The sequence below is a fragment of the Pseudodesulfovibrio pelocollis genome (assembly GCF_030282845.1).
Taxonomy (GTDB): domain Bacteria; phylum Desulfobacterota; class Desulfovibrionia; order Desulfovibrionales; family Desulfovibrionaceae; genus Pseudodesulfovibrio; species Pseudodesulfovibrio pelocollis.
In genome coordinates, this window is the sequence record NZ_JASTWE010000017.1 from 1 (window position 1) to 16,028 (window position 16,028).

Sequence of the window (16,028 nt, forward strand, 5' to 3'; positions counted from 1 at the left end):
GCCTACCCCCTGTTGCCAAGGACCGGCTGCCGGACGCGCCGATTTTGCGTGGCGCGGCGTAGCGCATTCTGCTATGCAGACAGTCGCGATGTTCGCCGCGCCCCATCAGGTGCGCCCGGATCGAGACTCTGTTTCAAGGAAAAATGATGTCCGAGAGTTACATGGAAAAGGCGCTGGTCAAGCTCGCCAGACAGCTCAACGCCTACGACGAGGCATCCCTCATGAGCCTGTGGGAGAAATATGCCGAGAAGGTGCGTCACTTTGAACCCACCAAGCGGTGGGAGGAGGCGGTGCTCATCTTCAACCTGATCCAGTCCACGCGCCTGAAGAACCAGTTGTTCAATTTCAACTGGGCCCAGTCCCGCATGCCCGGCGACCCGCATCCCGAGGTGGATCTGGCCGCCCTGACCGCGCCCGGCCCCTCCGTGCGCGAGGTGAAGAAATCCCCCAGGAACGCGGCTCCCGAGCCGAACGACGCGGCCGCCGCAAACTGGGCCGACCGCAAGGGCAAGCTGCTCATCCTCCAGCCGAAAAAAAAGAAATAGTCGCCCGACCCGCACGGTGGCCCACCTCTGCGGTTGCCCGCCTGTGAGGTTGACATACGCGCGCGTTTATCCTTACGGAAGATAACCGTTTGTGCGCGCAATTCACGCCGGGGCGTGATCCCGGTTTTCAAGGAGCAACACATGGCCAATATAGTCGTTTTCGGCTCCCAGTGGGGGGACGAGGGCAAGGGTAAGATCGTTGATATTCTCGCCGAGCAGGCGAGCGCCATCGTCCGTTTCCAGGGCGGCAACAACGCGGGCCACACCCTGGTGGTGGACGGCGAGCAGTGCATCCTGCACCTCATTCCCTCGGGCGTGCTGCATCCGGGCAAGCTCTGTCTCATCGGCAACGGCGTGGTCCTCGACCCGGCCGTCTTCTGTCATGAGATCGACAAGCTGGCGGCCAAGGGGCTTGACGTTTCCCCCACCCGGATGATGATCAGCAAGAAGACCCACGTCATCATGCCCTATCACCGGCTCATGGACGGCGCGCGCGAGACGGTCAAGTCCGACGCCGGGAAGATCGGCACCACCGGGCGCGGCATCGGCCCCTGCTATGAGGACAAGATGCATCGCTGCGGCATCCGCGCCGGTGATTTCGCCGACCCGGAACTGCTGCGCGGGAAGATCGCCCTGGCCCTGGAGGAGAAGAACGTCCTCTTCAAGCATCACTACGGCCTTGAGCCCCTGGACGCCGAAGCGGTCTTTGCCGAGGTGCAGCCCTTTGCCGAGCGGCTGGTGCCCTATCTGGGCGACGTGTCCACGGCCATTCAGGAGGCCCAGGCAGACGGCATGGTCCTCTTCGAGGGCGCCCAGGGCACGCACCTGGACATCGACCACGGCACCTATCCATTTGTCACGTCGAGCAACACGGTCACGGCCAACGCCGCCTCGGGCTCTGGCTGCTCCCCGCGCGACCTGCACCGCATCGTGGCCATAGTCAAGGCGTACACCACCCGGGTGGGCGGCGGCCCCTTCCCCACAGAACTGCAGGACGCTGACGGCGAATATCTCCAGACCAAGGGCCACGAGTTCGGGGCCACCACCGGGCGCAGGCGCCGTTGCGGCTGGCTCGATCTGGTGGTGCTCAGGGAGTCCACGCGGCTCAACGGCCCCACCGAACTGGCCATCACCAAGCTCGACGTGCTCTCCGGCCTCAAGGAACTCAAGCTCTGCGTGGCCTACGAGTATCGCGGCCAGACCGTGGCCTATCCCCCGCAGGAACAGAACGGCATGGCTCACGTCACGCCGGTCTACGAGTCCATGCCCGGCTGGGACGAAGACATCTCGGCCGCGCGCTCCTGGGACGAGCTTCCGGCCAACGCGGTCAGCTACCTGCGGCGGATCGAGGTAATCACCGGCGTGCCCATCGGCATAGTCTCGGTGGGTCCTGACCGGGCGCAAACCTTCTGAGGGCGGAGAACGCGATGATTTCCAACGCCGACCCGCTGGCCGCCCTCGCCGGGCAGGAGCACGCAGTCCGGCGGCTGAACGCCATCGCGGCCGATCCCCCGCAATCCATCGTCATCGAGGGCGGCGACGCGGACAGCCGCGTCGCCCTCGCCCTGTACTGGGCCATGCGCCTCAACTGCGCGTCCGGCTCGGTGCCCTGCGGCCAGTGCCCGGCGTGTCGCCAGATCGCGGACCTCGCCTTCAACGACCTGCTCTTCTTCGACGGCCGCGAGGGGCTGATCAAGGTGGAGTCCGTGCGCGAGCGCCGCTCCACCTGGGGGCAGCCGCCCCATGGCGACGGCCGACGCGTGACCATCTTCGCCGAGGCCCAGATGTTCATGACCGAGGCGGCCAACGCGCTGCTCAAGTCGCTGGAGGAGCCGAGGCCGGGCAATGTCTTTGTCCTGGCCGCGCCCCAGCGCGAGCGGCTGCTCGAAACCCTGGTCTCGCGGTCGTGGGTGATCACCCTGTCCTGGCCCGACAAGCGCGAGAACGATCCCGAGATCGCGGAGTGGGTCGCCGCCATGGTGGGTTTCTGGCAATCGGGCCGGGGGTGGTTCGAGCGCACCTCGACCAAGGGCGTGGTGGACAGGCATCTGGCCATGCAGGTGGTGCTGGGCATGCAGCGCGAGCTGCGCGAAGCCCTCTCCGGCTCCTGCGCCACGCCGCTGTCCGCCAGCCTCGCCCGCACCCATGACTCACGCGGTCTGCGCCGCATCGGGCTGGCTCTTGATCAGGCCCAGGACGCCCTGAACACCCAGGTGCCGGTCAACCCGGCCATGGTCCTCGACTGGGTGGCCACGCGCATGGTGTAGGGGTATATCCCTCCATGCGGCATGGGCGTAAGAGGGCAATGGAACTGGTGGAGCCGACCTTGGCGGCCGGGCAAGCCCTGCGGCAAGGGCGGATTCCCAGGCTGTGCAGCCAGGCTTGGCGAGCGCGTTATTTGCTTGTCAGAAAAGGAGCATCCCTTGAATTATCTCGTCATTAAAGCCCATCGAAGCGAGTTTCCCAATCCCATCAGTTTCAAAAAGGGAGCCTTGATCATCGTCGGGGAAAAATATGACGGGCCAGAAGACTGGGAGGACTGGTATTATTGCACCATTCCCGGGCACGAAAGTGGCTGGGTGCCTCGGCAGATCATTGAACGCACCGAAGGCGATGCCGGTCAGGCCCTGGAAGACTATACCGCCATGGAACTGGACGTGGACGAGGGCGACGTGCTGACCGGGGCGCGAATACTGAACGGATGGGTTTGGTGTCGGCATGCTGCCGCAAGCATTGAAGGATGGGTGCCCTTGGAAAATTTGCAACCCGTCAGCGAATGACAGCTTTTCCAACGGGCCAGTTCGGGAGCAAAGAGAAAGGCGCTTCGTGGGAAGCGCCTTTGGTTTTTTTCGTATTGCGGACAGCCTGTCAGGCCACTTCGATGAGCAGGGGGATGACGTGCAGGGTGGCCGAGACCTCGCGGGTCGAGCCGAGCTTCCAGGAGGCGTTGCCCTTGCCCGTGGCCCGGGCCACGGCCTCGGCGATGCCGGGCACGTTGATCACCGGGTGGCGCGAAAAGACCTGGGGCAGGCCGTAGGTCAGGTTGCAGGCCAGACACTTGCCCGGGCGCTGGGTGAGCCGCAGTTCGAACTGCAACCGGGTGTCGCAGCCCCCGGAGTACCCGAGTTCGATGTTGTAGCTCCCTTCCTCGGCATCGCCGAACAGGGCCTCGAAGAACTGCTCGGTGCGGTCGGACGGAAAAAGCTCCGCGAGTCTGTCCCGGGTGAAGATGTCCTGATAGTGACCCATGGCCGATTCTCCAATGGCTTGTGTGAGCAGGTGTGCAGGAACGTGTTCACTACAAAAGAACAGCGTATCTTTCAAGAGATATCGCGCTAGCCGAGGGCCCAGAGCCAGAACCGGAACAGGCCGACCCCGGAGAGCAGGAAGATCAGCGACGGCCAGGCCACCTTGCGCCAGGTGCGGGCCAGTTCGCAGTTGAAATATTGGCAGGTGAGTACGAAGCAGATGTGGATGGGCGAGACCATGACCCCGGTGAAGCCGCAGAAGGTGGCCAGCACCAGATAGGGGATGGTCTGGTCCTGCATGCCCAGCGTGTTCAGCACGCCAAGCAGCAGGGGGAATGTCGCGCCCACGAAGGCCACGTTGATGCCCGCCACCATGCCCACAAGAAAGGGCAGGAAGGTGGCCGAGGCGATGAGGGCGGCCCCGCCGCCCGCCGCCCGCGACATATCCTCCACCACGCCGCTGGCCTGCATGATGTCCTTGAAGACGAAGATGGCCACGATGACGAAGAGCATGGACCACAGCGATTTCTTGGTCAGCACCTGGCGCAGGAAGGGCAGGCCCAGCTGGGTGTTCTGGATCATGACGCAGGCCACGGCCGCGGCCAGGGCGGCCAGCACCCCCCACTCGAAGGCGATGGACGGGGCCAGGGTGGCGATGGCGCTCTCCAGCCCGATGGCCCCGCAGATGGCGATGAGCAGGGGCAGTCCCTGGCGCAGGGCGGCCCGCTTGCCCGGCCCGACCGGCGGGGGAGCCACCGCGATGTCTCCGGCTCCGAGCACTCCGGGTCTCAGGAAGAAGAACCAGCCCGTCAGGAGCATGATGGGCGTGCCCGGCCAGGTCTTGGAGATCAGCTCGATGATGGTGATGTCGGCCAGGGCCACGGTCAGGATGATGCCGGGATACAGCGGCCAGCATAGCTCCCAGATGTGGCGGAACCAGTAGTTGAGCACGGCCCGGTCGCTGTTCTTGATGGTCATTTTTTCAGAAACGGTCTTGATCATGGGCGCGGAGAAGACCGCGCCGCCGGGCATGGGCAAAAGCCCGATCAGGGCGGGAAAGAAGATCAGCCTGAGCCGGGGGCTGGTCAGGTAGCCCGAGAGCGCCTCCATGAGCCGGACCGACTGGCCTGACCGCTCCATGGCGTCGGAGAGGATCAGGATCAGCCCGACGATGGCCGCGAGGAAGAGGAAGCTCTTCTGGCCCAGAGCGGCCACGCCTGTCAGGGCGATGGGCAGGGGGCCCATGCCGAAGAGTAGGCCGAGGATGACCCCGCCGGTCAGGATGGACAGGCCAAGGCCGACCTTGAAGCGCATGCCCGCAAGCATGAGGGTGAAGGCGAAGAGAATCTTGAGAAAGGGCGCGAGCTTGAAGAAAAGGGCTTCCATGCGGGGGCCTCCGAAGCGTTGAGCGTGTACCCAAGGCATGGTGGTACCCCCATTCGCTCGGAAAGAAAACGGACAATTATCGGCCCAGCCCGGAGCGGGCCGGTTCTAGGGGAAAAATGGTACCAGCCCTTGCCCGGAGGCGCGTGTTGGGCTAGAGTCGAGTGCGCCAGTCTGGCGCGATTGCACGGCAAACCCTCGGGAGACGACGTTTCATGGCCATGACCCCCAAGCAGCTTCGGACACACATTTTTTCGGTGATCATCAGCAAGGTCGAGGAACAGGACGAGACCCGGCGCGCCGAGGCCCTGGCCGAGTTCATGGCCGTCACCGGCACGGCGGGCAACGCGGCCGAGAGCGTGGCCGACCTGATCCCGCCCATTATGCACGACCTGTATGTGAAGTGGATCACCCTGTTCGTGGACCGGCTCCTCGAAACCGTGGACGCCCGCAACATCGAGCTGCTCTGCGACGGGAGCGCTGACAACAACGCGGCCCTGGTCCTGGCCTATGTCATGTTCCTTGAATCCGCGCGCATGGAGCGACAGATAGACGCCGATCTGCGCGAGCACGGGCTCAAGGCGTCCGGTTCGGACCTTGGCGATGTGGCCGCCAACTACATCCGCGCCCAGATGGCCCGGGTGGCCCGGGCCGCCAAGAGCGGGGACGACGAAACGCCCAAGGGCAACGCCTGACCGGGCATCCGGCGCAGCACCACAAGACAGCCGGGGCCGACGAGTTTCACGCTCGTCGGCCCCGGCTGTCTTGTGGTGCGTGGTCTGTCGGCTACAGGGCGTCCACCCGCAGGGGTTCGCCCTTTTCCGGGGCCAGCCGCAGGGTTATGGCGCTCTTGGCGCAGGCCTGCTCGCACACGCCGCAGCCCATGCACCGTTTGGCCCGGATGAAAGCCTTGCCGCCGCGAAACCCGACGGCCTTGAACTGACATTGCTTGGCGCAGGTGCCGCAGCCCGAGCACAGGTCGGCGTCCACCTCGGCCAGGTAGCCCGAGGAGCAGAGCATCTGCACCCCGGCGCGCTGGGCCTTCATGGCTCCGCAGCAGCAGGCGCAGCAGTTGCAGATGGCGTAGAATCGGCCGAGCATGACATCCTTGAAAAAGGCGTGGGCCACGTGGCCGCGCGCGTTTTCGGCCTTGAGGATGCGTACGGCCTCGTCGGCGTCGATCTCGCGGGTCCGGTCCGGGTGTTGTTCGAGCATGAAGGAGCAGAAGGGGTCGCCCACCAGCAGGCAGACGTCGATGGGTGTGCAGGGGTTCTTCATGCCCGAGCGGCAGGGACAGTCCAGGAGGACGATTTTTTCCGGGTTGTTCAGCACGATGTCGCGGGCGCGGGTGTATGGCAGCACCTGTTCGGACACGCTGGTGTTCACCGGCCGGTCGAGCCTGATCAGCTTGGTGGCCTCGGCCAGGGGCATGGCCTTGCCGTGGTAGGTGTCGGCAAAGGTGGGTTTTTCCTGGGCCGGGTCGCCGGTGCGGCTGCGCTCGGTGGGCATGAAGGGCGAGTGGCGGTCGAGCAGCATGACCAGCGGGGCCAGCAGGTATCGCCACCAGGGTTTTTTGTCCCCTGCCATGCCGATATAGTGGTAGGCAAAGCGGCCGTAGAGGTAGCCGTGGAGCCGGTCACTGAGCGGCAGGCCCTCGTGGCGGGCCATGCGGAAGTAGTTGCGGGTGGATGGCTTGATGAAGGGTATTCGCATGACTGCCAGTTGTGTTTTTGGGGTAAGAGGGTCCATGTGGAGTGTACCCGCGCTCCGGGCAAAGTCAACGACTCCGGCCAGGGTGATCCATGCAATGAAAAAAGGGGAAGCCCGTGGTTCGGGCTTCCCCTTGCGGGATTCGCGGCAAGGCCGGGTTAGTTGTCGGCCTTCTTCTTTTTGCCGTCCTCGCGGTGGCGGACCAGGGCCGAGAGTTGCAGCTTGCGCAGCCTGATGGATTTGGGCGTGACCTCCACCAGTTCGTCGTCCTTGATGAAGTTCAGGGCGAACTCCAGGGTCATGGGCTTGACCGGGGTGAGGATGACCGCTTCGTCCTTGCCCGAGGCGCGCATGTTGGTCAGCTTCTTTTCCTTGGCCGGGTTGACGTTGATGTCGTTGTCCCGGTTGTGCTCGCCGATGATCATGCCCTCGTAGATGGCGTCGCCGGGCACCACGAAGATGCGGCCGCGCGGCTCCAGGTTGAACAGGCCGTAGGCCACGGCCTTGCCCGCGCGGTCGGCCACCAGGGAGCCGGTGTAGCGCGAGGCGAATTCGCCTCTGTGCTCGCCGTAGCCTTCGAGGTAGGAGTTCATCAGGCCGGTGCCCTTGGTGTCGGTCAGGAATTCGTCGCGGTAGCCGATGAGGGAGCGCGAGGGCACCGAGAATTCGAGGCGCACGCGGCCTGTGCCGTTGTTGACCATGTTGGTCATGCGAGCCTTGCGGGACGAGAGCTTCTCGGTGACGATACCCATGAAGGCCTCGTCGCAGTCCACATAGAGGTGCTCGATGGGTTCGAGCCTGACGCCGTTCTCGTGCTTGTAGATGACCTCGGGGCGGCCCACGGAGAGCTCGAAACCCTCGCGGCGCATCTGCTCCACGAGGATGGCCATCTGGAATTCGCCGCGTCCCTTGACGATGAAGGATTCACGCGTCTCGCTCTCCTCCACCTGGATGGCCACGTTGAGCAGGGTCTCCTTGAACAGCCGGTCGCGGATCTTGCCCGCCTGGACCAGCTTGCCCTCGGTGCCCGCCAGGGGCGAGGTGTTGATGCCGAATTTCATGGACACTGTGGGCTCGTCCACTGTGATGCGCGGCAGGGCCTTGGGGCTTTCCTTGGTGCAGATGGTATCCCCGATGTGCACATCCTCGATGCCCGCGATGACCACGATGTCGCCGGGTTCGCAGGTCTCGGTGGGGGTCACCTTGAGGCCGTCGTAGGTCTGGATCTTGGTCAGCTTGAGGGGGATGGGCTTGCCGCTCGCGGGCAGGCAGACCAGGGCGTCGTTGGAGCGCACTTTGCCGTGGTGGACCCTGCCGATGGCCAGCCGGCCCAGGTAGTCGGAGTAGGAGAGGTCGGAGACAAGCATCTGGAAGGGCTCGCCCGGGTCGTGGACCGGGCCGGGAATCTTGTCGAGGATCATGTCCAGCAGGATGTGCAGGTTCTCCCCGCGCTCCTCGGCGGTCTTCATGGCGATGCCGTCGCGGCCCACTGCGTAGAGCAGGGGAAAGTCGAGCTGGTCCTCGCGGGCGTCGAGGTCGATGAACAGGTCGTAGACCTCGTCCAGCACCTCGGCGGGCCGGGCGTCCTGCCGGTCCACCTTGTTGACCACCACAATGATGGCCAGCCGCTGCTCCAGCGCCTTCTTGAGCACGAAGCGGGTCTGGGGCAGCGGGCCTTCGGAGGCGTCCACCAGCAGGATGGCGCCGTCGGCCATGGACAGGGAGCGCTCCACCTCGCCGCCGAAATCGGCGTGGCCCGGGGTGTCGATGATGTTGATCTTCACGCCCTTCCAGGCGACCGAGCAGTTCTTTGCGGCGATGGTGATGCCGCGTTCGCGCTCAAGATCCATGGAGTCCATGATGCGATCGTCCACGCTCTGGCCTTCCCGAAACAGGCCCGATTGCTTGAACATGGCGTCCACCAGGGTGGTCTTGCCGTGGTCAACGTGGGCGATGATGGCGATATTGCGAATTTTTCCGTTGTTGATCCTGGTGCTCATGGCGACTCCGGTATCCGGTATATAGTAATGGGCGCACGCGCGCAGGCAAGCGGTTAGCCGAAAGCGTGGGGGCTGGCAAGAGGAGAATGCGTGTCGCGCAAGAAATCCGTTTGAATCCGGCCTGAAATTCGATAGCGTGGGCGCGACCCGAATCCGCCACCTCTTCAGGAGCATCGCATGAGTAACGGCTCTCCCTCCACCGGCAAGGTCGTCACCACCTCGCTCATCGTCACGGGCAACATGCTCGGCGCGGGTATCCTGGCCCTGCCCATAGACCTCGGTCCGGCAGGGCTCCTGACGTCGGTGCTGGGCCTGCTCGGTGTGTGGGCGCTGATGACCTGCAACGCATTGATCATAGCCCGCCAGCCCTTCCTTGCGCAGAACAGGGATGCGGACCTGCCCACCTTCTTCGAGGTGGTCCTCGGCCCGGTAGGCAAGTGGGTCAGCGTGGCCGCCAACCTGGTCATCTTCTACGGGCTGCTCACCGCCTATCTGGCTGGCGCGGCCTCGGTGCTGGTGGGGTCGCTGGGGCTGGCCGTGCCCGGCTGGGCCGCCCTGGTCGGCTACTTCTGCATCGCCACGCTCTTCGCCTCCTTTGGCGATGTGGTGCTGCGCAAGGGGGCCACCGTGTTCATGACCGTCATGTGGCTGCTCTTCGCGGCCATGGTGGTCATGGTGGTGCCGCACTTCGAGGGCCACGGCGCGCGCGGGGTCGATCTCGTCTTCTTCACTTCGGCCCTGCCCATCCTGGTGGTGGCCTTCAACTTCCACAACGTCATCCCCACCGTGTGCCGGGTTCTCGATCACGACCGCCGGTCCATCACCAGGGCCATCTGGCTCGGCTCGAGCCTGGGCATGGTCATGACCTTCATCTGGACCCTGGCCGTGCTCATGACCCTGCCCATGGAGTCCGCCAATTCCGTGGACATCATCTCGGCCTTCAGCCACAACGAACCGGCCACCGTGCCCCTTGGCCGGTTGATCGCCACCAGGGTTTTTCTCGACGTGTCCGTGGCCTTTGCCGTGGTGGCCATGACCACGGCCTACATGGCCACCGGCGTGGCCATGCTCAGCTTCCTGCGCGACGTGGGCGGCCGACTGGGAAAGAACCGGCTGGTGGTCTGGCTCGTGGCCTTTGTGCCGCCCCTGGTCGTGGGCGCGCTCTACCCGGACATCTTCATCGACGCCCTCAACGTGGTCGGCGGCCTGGGCGTGGGCAGCCTCTTCGGCATCCTGCCGGGGTTGCTGCTCATCCGGCAGGGCGCGCCCGGGTCGCGCAGGCGGCTGGCCGGGTGGGGCATCGTCTGCTTCTTCTCCGTGGTCCTGCTGGTGGAGCTGGCGCAGATGACTGGCCTGGTCCACATCACCCCCGACATCGAATACTGGAACGCCCGACAGGGGCAATAGGAGAATCATGAGCGAGTACAGAATCGAGCGCGACAGCCTCGGCGAGATGCGGGTTCCGGCCGAGGCATATTACGGCATCCAGACCTTGCGGGCCATGGAGAACTTCCACATCACGGGCATCACCATGGCCCACTACCCCCGGTTCATCACAGCCCTGGCCCATGTCAAGCACGCCGCGGCCAAGGCCAACGCCTCCCTGGGGCTGCTTGACGAAACCAAGGCCAGGGCCATTGCCCGGGCCTGCGAGGAGGTGGCCTCGGGCCTGCTGCACGACCAGTTCATGGTGGACGTGGTGCAGGGCGGGGCAGGCACCTCGGCCAACATGAACGCCAACGAGGTCATCTGCAACCGCGCCCTGGAGATGCTGGGCCATCAGCGCGGCCAGTACGAGTTTCTCCACCCCCTCAACGACGTGAACATGTCCCAGTCCACCAACGACGTGTACCCGTCGGCCCTGAACATCGCCCTGATCCTCGACCTGCGCGAGCTGATCGACGCCATGGAGCATCTGCGCAAGGCCTTCTGGCGCAAGGGACAGGAATTCGCGGACGTGATCAAGATGGGGCGCACCCAGTTGCAGGACGCGGTGCCCATGACCCTTGGCCAGGAGTTCACGGCCTGGTCGGTGATGATCGGCGAGGACGTGCAGCGGGTGGACGAGGCCGAGGACCTGATCTTCGAGATCAACATGGGGGCCACGGCCATCGGCACGGGCCTCAACTCCCACCCGGACTACACGCGCACCGTGACCGAAAAGCTGGTGGAGATCACCACCCTCAAGCTCGTCTCCTCGCCCGATCTGGTGGAGGCCACCCAGGATACCGGAGCCTATGTCCAGCTCTCGGGCGTGCTCAAGCGGGTGGCGGTCAAGCTCTCCAAGATCTGCAACGACCTGCGTCTGCTCTCCAGCGGCCCCCGCTGCGGCCTGAACGAGATTAACCTGCCGCCCATGCAGCCCGGGTCGTCCATCATGCCGGGCAAGGTCAACCCGGTCATCCCCGAGGTGGTCAACCAGGTGGCCTTTGCGGTCATCGGCCTTGATGTGACGGTGTCCATGGCCAGCGAGGCCGGGCAGCTGGAGCTCAACGTCATGGAGCCGGTCATCGCGTTTTCGCTCTTTCAGACCGTCAACATGCTCCGACGCGCCAGCTTGACCCTGGCCGACAAGTGCGTCTCCGGCATCACGGCCAATCGCGAGCGCTGCCGGGAGCTGGTGGAGAATTCCATCGGTCTGGTCACGGCCCTCAATCCCCATATAGGCTACGAGAAATCGGCCGAGATCGCCAAGGAGGCGCTGCGCACCGGCGGCTCGGTCTACGACATCGTGCTGGAGAAGGGGGTCCTGAGCCGCGAGGAGCTTGAGGACATCCTCAAGCCCGAGAACATGGTCAGGCCGCGCTACGTCCTTGGGCGGTAGCCGCGTTAGCGGTATTCGTCGAGGATGGTGTCTCGCTTGCTTTCACCGGGGGTTTGCGCTATCTTTCTAGACATTGTCCAGAATGTTTCGGGTGCCCGGCGGGTCGGGCAGTGATCAAGGCCGACCGGGCAAGGAGGAATCATGCGTCGCATCATTGCACTGACCCTGGGGCTGGCACTGCTGGCCATGGCCGGGTGCGCCTCTTTGAGTCCTTTTCCAAAGAGTATCCATTCCACGCCGCCGAGCCAGCGCGACACGCCGGTGGTCCAGCCGACCACCGACCCCAAGACCAGACCCTACACTGTGCTGGGCCGCACCTATTATCCGCTCATCTCGGCCCACGGCTATGACGAGGTGGGGCATGCCTCCTGGTATGGCAAGGATTTTCACGGCAAGCCCACGGCCAACGGCCAGATCTACGACATGTACGGCATCTCGGCCGCCCACAAGCTGCTGCCGTTGGGTACCCGGGTGCGCGTGACCAACCTTGAGAACGGCCGCGTCCTGACCCTGATCATCAACGACCGGGGGCCCTTTGTGGACGGCCGGATCATCGACCTCTCCTATGGCGCGGCGCGGCATCTGGGCACAGTGGAGCGCGGGGTGGTCCGGGTGCGCGTGGAGGCCATCGACACCGTGCCGTCCACGGCAACGCAGTTGGCCGGGTCGGCCATCAAATACTATCATGTCCGGGTGGGTGCCTTTGCCGTGCGCGCCAATGCCGACCGTGTCCACCGCCAACTGGTGGAGAGCGGATATCCCGAGGCGCGGGTGAGCATGGAGGAGCGCAACGGCACGGTGCTGCATGTGGTCCAGGCAGGCAGCTTTGTCAGCCGCGACAAGGCCGAGGCAGTGCTGGCGCAGCTCAAGCGCTCCTTCCCCACCAGCTATATCGTCAGTTGAGCCGGGAGGCCGGATGGTCGCCGGACACGAAAGAACCCGCGCACGAAGATTCGCGCGCGGGTTCGTGTCCATGCCGGGTGATCACCGGCCCCGGGGGAGCCGGGAGCGGTTACTGCTTGAGGTGCCAGACGCCCTTGTCGTCGCGCCAGGCCTTGGCCATGATGGACTCGCCGGACTTTTCATCCTTGATGACCACATCGCGGTAGATGCGGTTCTCGGCCATGTAAGGCTCCTTGGGCGTGGCCGTGTAGGAGTTGCCCGTGTCCGGGTTGGTCCAGTTGGAGGCCTGGCCGCTGCGGTTGCTTTCCAGGGTGCGCTGGACCTGGGCCTCGTCATGTTTGTCCCACTCGTTGCCGACGATGTAGCCCATCAGGACGCCGACGCCAGCGCCAACGGCCGCGCCGAGCAGTTTGTCCTTGAAGGTCAGGGCGCCGATGGTGGCACCGGCCAGGCCGCCGACCGTGGCTCCCTGCTGGGCCTTGTTGGCGCAGCCGAATCCGGCGGTCAGGAAGCAGACGAGAAGGACGATGATTGCGGTATGTTTCATTGGGTACCTTCCTTTGTTTTCAGGTTGCCTTGATGATAGCCTCACTTTGCCATCCTTGTACAGGAGTGAACGACTCCTTTTTCCCGAGGCTATCACAGATTCGCGGAGGTTTCCATGTTCTGGCGAACTTTTCAGGCCCGCCTCTTGCAGTTGTTCACGGTCTGCCTTCAGGCCCGTGCCTGGGCATTCCTCCTGAACTTCGGACCCGAAGGTGAACGATGCGACGCGCTCCATTATTGATGTTCCTCCTTGTCCTCGTCCTGGCCGCCGCCTGCCTGGCCCCGTCGCCGGGGCTGGCCGAGATGGCCAAGAAGAACGTCCTCTATCTCAACTCCTACCATCGGGGCTACAAGTGGTCCGACGACATCTTCGACGGTATCCGCTCGGTGCTGGAGGCCGGGCCGTACAAGGTCGATCTCCAGATCGAGTACATGGACGCCAAGAAGTACAATTACGAGGACGTCACCGGCATGCTCCTGCGCCTCTACAAGGAGAAGTTCCGGGGCGAGCGGTTCGACGTGGTGCTGGTCTCGGACAACGACGCCTTCAATTTCGCCCGGCATTACCGCGAGCAGCTTTTTCCCGGGGTGCCGATCGTTTTTTGCGGAGTCAACGCCCTTGAACCCGAAGAACTGGCCGTGGGCAACATCACCGGCGTGGAGGAGAATTTCGACCTCTCGATGACTCTGGACGTGGCCCGCAGGCTCCACCCGGACAAGCGCCACATGGTGGTGGTGGGCGACGCCTCCACGGCCGGGCTGGCCATCAAGCGCCAGGTGGAGATGGCCGTGCCCGCCTACGGGCCGGATCTCACGGTGGATTACTGGACCAACCTTTCGCTGCCCGATGTCCTTGACCGGGTGACCATGCTCCCGCCGGACACCTTCCTCTTCTTCATTCCCTACTACCAGCCCATGGGCGACAACTTCTACACCGCCGAGGAGGTGGTTTCCTCCATCTATGCCCACTCAAGCGTGCCCATCTACACGGCCTGGGAGTTCCTCATCGGCCACGGCGCGGTGGGCGGCCATGTGCTCTCCGGCTTCCTTCACGGCCAGACCGCCGCGGCCATGGCCCTGGATATTCTGGCGGGCAGATCGGCTGACGACATCACGGTGCTCTACGACGCCGGGGGCGAGTTCGTCTTCGACCACATCGTCATGACCCGGCTGGGCCTGACCGACGAGATGCTGCCCCGGGGCAGCCGCATCATCAACGCGCCCAAGGCGTTCTACGAGATGCCCAAGGAATTGTTCTGGACCATCATGGTCAGCTTCGCCCTGCTGCTGCTGGTCACGGTGTTCCTGGTCTTCGCCATGATCGAGCGGCGCAAGGTGGAGCGCAAGATCAAGGACCAGCTCGCCTTTCAGGAAACGCTCATGGACACCGTGCCCCAGCTTCTCTCGTGGAAGGACATGAACGGACGCTATCTCGGTGCCAACCGCGCCTTTGCCGAGTTCTTCGGTCACGCGGACTCCTCGTCCATTGTCTCCAGGACCACCAGCGAGATCATCGGCGATGCCGAGTATGTGCGCTGGGCCATGAACGGGGACCAGCAGGCCATGCGCGACCCGGACGCGGTGCGCAAGGTGCGGCGCAAGCTGGTGGACGGCTCCGGGGCGCGGGCCTGGCTTGAGGTGAACAAGGTGCCCATCCGCGACCAGTCGGGCCGGGTGGTGGGCGTGCTGAGCACGGCCGAGAACATCACCAAGGAGCACAACCTCGAAAAGCAGCTTCTCCAGTCGCAGAAGATGGAGGCCATCGGCACATTGGCCGGTGGTATTGCCCATGATTTCAACAACATACTCACATCGATCATCAACTCCACAGAGCTGGCCCTGGGCGATGTGGAGCCCGATTCGGTGACGCGCCGCGATCTGGAGCGGGTGCTCAAGGCCGCCCGGCGCGGCGGGCGCGTGGTCAAGCAGATCCTCGCCTTTAGCCGACCGTCCACCGAGGGGTTCCGGCCCACGGACCCGGGCGCGGTGGTGGCCGAGGCCCTCGGCCTGCTGGAGGCGTCCATGCCGAGCAATATCGAGGTCCGCTCCCATGTGGACCCGACCCTGCCCTGCGTATTGGCCGACCCCACCCAGCTGCATCAGGTGGCCATGAACCTGTTTACCAACGCCTTTCACGCCTTGCGCGAGGCGGGCGGAGTGATCGAGGCGTGGGTGGAGCCGGTCTTTCTGGCCGAGGACGAGGCCACCGCCATGGGCCTTGAGCCGGGCGAGCACGTGCGCCTGCGCATCGAGGACAACGGCCCGGGCATCCCGCCCGAGATCGTGGACAAGATATTCGACCCGTTTTTTTCCACCAAGGACAAGACCGAGGGCACCGGGCTGGGGCTGGCCGTGGTCCACGGCATCGTTCGGAGCCATCGGGGCGGATTGCGCGTCCTTCCCAGGCCGGGCGGGGGCATTGTCTTCGACGTTTGCCTGCCCCGGGCCGAGGGCATTGATTCCGAGTGCCCGGCCCGGCCGACCGGTCCGGTCCTGCCCGGCGGGCGCATCCTCTTCGTTGAGGACGACCATGACCAACTGGAGGCCACCCCGCGCCTGCTTGAGGTCATGGGCTACCGGGTCACCCCGGCCCAGGCCCCGGAACAGGCGCTGGCCCTGGCTGGTGCCACGCCGTGTCCCTTTGACCTGCTCATCACCGACTACGACATGCCGGGCATGAGCGGCACCCAGCTGGCCCGGCGGGTGGGCGAGATCGCCCCGTCCCTGCCCGTGGTCCTGGTTTCCGGACGCGAGGACGCGGCCGCGGCCGCCGTCCACTTGCCCAATATCCGTCAGGTGGTTATCAAGCCTTACGACAAGGACGATCTCGCGGCCGCCATAGCGGGCGCGCTCAAGGCAACGCAGTGAC

14 protein-coding genes are annotated in these 16,028 nt (G+C 64.6%); 9 read left to right on the forward strand and 5 right to left on the reverse strand.

Annotated features, from left to right (window positions below; all coding sequences use genetic code 11):
* Positions 1–146: 146 nt before the first annotated feature.
* The 4 genes from QQS14_RS07700 to QQS14_RS07715 all read left to right on the forward strand — a co-directional run bounded on the left by QQS14_RS07700 (position 147) and on the right by QQS14_RS07715 (position 3,325).
* Positions 147–545 (forward strand): hypothetical protein, encoded by a 399-nt coding sequence (locus QQS14_RS07700; protein WP_285906395.1) that lies wholly within the window; start codon positions 147–149, stop codon positions 543–545.
* 141 nt (positions 546–686) lie between these two features.
* Positions 687–1,958 (forward strand): adenylosuccinate synthase, encoded by a 1,272-nt coding sequence (locus QQS14_RS07705; protein WP_285906396.1) that lies wholly within the window; start codon positions 687–689, stop codon positions 1,956–1,958.
* Between the two features lie 14 nt (positions 1,959–1,972).
* Positions 1,973–2,812, forward strand: a complete 840-nt coding sequence (locus QQS14_RS07710; RefSeq protein WP_285906397.1) for a DNA polymerase III subunit delta' — start codon at positions 1,973–1,975, stop codon at positions 2,810–2,812.
* A 156-nt stretch (positions 2,813–2,968) separates the two neighbouring features.
* Positions 2,969–3,325, forward strand: a complete 357-nt coding sequence (locus QQS14_RS07715) for an SH3 domain-containing protein (protein ID WP_285906398.1) — start codon at positions 2,969–2,971, stop codon at positions 3,323–3,325.
* Positions 3,326–3,413: 88 nt separating this feature from the next.
* On the opposite strand, the gene QQS14_RS07720 is transcribed toward QQS14_RS07715, so the two are convergent.
* A complete protein-coding gene (locus tag QQS14_RS07720; protein WP_285906399.1) occupies positions 3,414–3,794 on the reverse strand; it encodes a pancreas/duodenum homeobox protein 1 in 381 nt (126 codons plus the stop codon).
* Positions 3,795–3,880: 86 nt separating this feature from the next.
* On the reverse strand, positions 3,881–5,179 hold the full coding sequence (locus QQS14_RS07725; RefSeq protein ID WP_285906400.1) for a DUF401 family protein: 1,299 nt from the start codon (positions 5,177–5,179) through the stop codon (positions 3,881–3,883).
* 212 nt (positions 5,180–5,391) lie between these two features.
* Here QQS14_RS07725 and QQS14_RS07730 point away from each other — a divergent pair, with 212 nt between their 5' ends.
* On the forward strand, positions 5,392–5,871 hold the full coding sequence (locus tag QQS14_RS07730; protein ID WP_285906401.1) for a hypothetical protein: 480 nt from the start codon (positions 5,392–5,394) through the stop codon (positions 5,869–5,871).
* Between the two features lie 91 nt (positions 5,872–5,962).
* Here the strand turns inward: QQS14_RS07730 and QQS14_RS07735 are convergent, their stop codons facing one another.
* Complete coding sequence (locus QQS14_RS07735; protein WP_285906402.1) at positions 5,963–6,925, reverse strand: 4Fe-4S binding protein; 963 nt, start codon at positions 6,923–6,925, stop codon at positions 5,963–5,965.
* A 119-nt stretch (positions 6,926–7,044) separates the two neighbouring features.
* Positions 7,045–8,886: a translational GTPase TypA gene (gene typA / locus QQS14_RS07740; RefSeq protein WP_285906403.1), complete on the reverse strand. Its 1,842-nt coding sequence runs from the start codon at positions 8,884–8,886 to the stop codon at positions 7,045–7,047.
* 177 nt (positions 8,887–9,063) lie between these two features.
* Between typA and QQS14_RS07745 the strand changes: the two genes are divergently transcribed.
* The 3 genes from QQS14_RS07745 (at position 9,064) to QQS14_RS07755 (ending at position 12,613) form a co-directional block, all read left to right on the forward strand.
* Positions 9,064–10,293, forward strand: a complete 1,230-nt coding sequence (locus QQS14_RS07745) for an aromatic amino acid transport family protein (protein WP_285906404.1) — start codon at positions 9,064–9,066, stop codon at positions 10,291–10,293.
* 7 nt (positions 10,294–10,300) lie between these two features.
* Positions 10,301–11,710 carry an aspartate ammonia-lyase gene (aspA, locus tag QQS14_RS07750; protein ID WP_285906405.1) on the forward strand — a complete coding sequence of 470 codons (1,410 nt, stop codon included), beginning with the start codon at positions 10,301–10,303 and terminating at the stop codon, positions 11,708–11,710.
* 141 nt (positions 11,711–11,851) lie between these two features.
* On the forward strand, positions 11,852–12,613 hold the full coding sequence (locus tag QQS14_RS07755; protein ID WP_285906406.1) for a septal ring lytic transglycosylase RlpA family protein: 762 nt from the start codon (positions 11,852–11,854) through the stop codon (positions 12,611–12,613).
* Between the two features lie 109 nt (positions 12,614–12,722).
* Here QQS14_RS07755 and QQS14_RS07760 read toward each other — a convergent pair whose 3' ends face one another.
* The gene (locus QQS14_RS07760; protein WP_285906407.1) at positions 12,723–13,160 is read right to left on the reverse strand and encodes a glycine zipper domain-containing protein; all 438 of its coding nucleotides are present in this window, start codon (positions 13,158–13,160) and stop codon (positions 12,723–12,725) included.
* 218 nt (positions 13,161–13,378) lie between these two features.
* Here QQS14_RS07760 and QQS14_RS07765 point away from each other — a divergent pair, with 218 nt between their 5' ends.
* Positions 13,379–16,027: a hybrid sensor histidine kinase/response regulator gene (locus QQS14_RS07765; protein ID WP_285906408.1), complete on the forward strand. Its 2,649-nt coding sequence runs from the start codon at positions 13,379–13,381 to the stop codon at positions 16,025–16,027.
* Position 16,028 lies beyond the last annotated feature (1 nt).

Coding starts and splice junctions, on each gene's coding strand:
- QQS14_RS07700 (WP_285906395.1), top strand. CDS start 147: ATGTCCGAGAGTTACATGGAAAAGGCGCTGGTCAAGCTCGCCAGACAG.
- QQS14_RS07705 (WP_285906396.1), top strand. CDS start 687: ATGGCCAATATAGTCGTTTTCGGCTCCCAGTGGGGGGACGAGGGCAAG.
- QQS14_RS07710 (WP_285906397.1), top strand. CDS start 1,973: ATGATTTCCAACGCCGACCCGCTGGCCGCCCTCGCCGGGCAGGAGCAC.
- QQS14_RS07720 (WP_285906399.1), bottom strand. CDS start 3,794: ATGGGTCACTATCAGGACATCTTCACCCGGGACAGACTCGCGGAGCTT.
- QQS14_RS07725 (WP_285906400.1), bottom strand. CDS start 5,179: ATGGAAGCCCTTTTCTTCAAGCTCGCGCCCTTTCTCAAGATTCTCTTC.
- QQS14_RS07730 (WP_285906401.1), top strand. CDS start 5,392: ATGGCCATGACCCCCAAGCAGCTTCGGACACACATTTTTTCGGTGATC.
- QQS14_RS07735 (WP_285906402.1), bottom strand. CDS start 6,925: ATGGACCCTCTTACCCCAAAAACACAACTGGCAGTCATGCGAATACCC.
- typA (WP_285906403.1), bottom strand. CDS start 8,886: ATGAGCACCAGGATCAACAACGGAAAAATTCGCAATATCGCCATCATC.
- QQS14_RS07745 (WP_285906404.1), top strand. CDS start 9,064: ATGAGTAACGGCTCTCCCTCCACCGGCAAGGTCGTCACCACCTCGCTC.
- aspA (WP_285906405.1), top strand. CDS start 10,301: ATGAGCGAGTACAGAATCGAGCGCGACAGCCTCGGCGAGATGCGGGTT.
- QQS14_RS07755 (WP_285906406.1), top strand. CDS start 11,852: ATGCGTCGCATCATTGCACTGACCCTGGGGCTGGCACTGCTGGCCATG.
- QQS14_RS07760 (WP_285906407.1), bottom strand. CDS start 13,160: ATGAAACATACCGCAATCATCGTCCTTCTCGTCTGCTTCCTGACCGCC.
- QQS14_RS07765 (WP_285906408.1), top strand. CDS start 13,379: ATGCGACGCGCTCCATTATTGATGTTCCTCCTTGTCCTCGTCCTGGCC.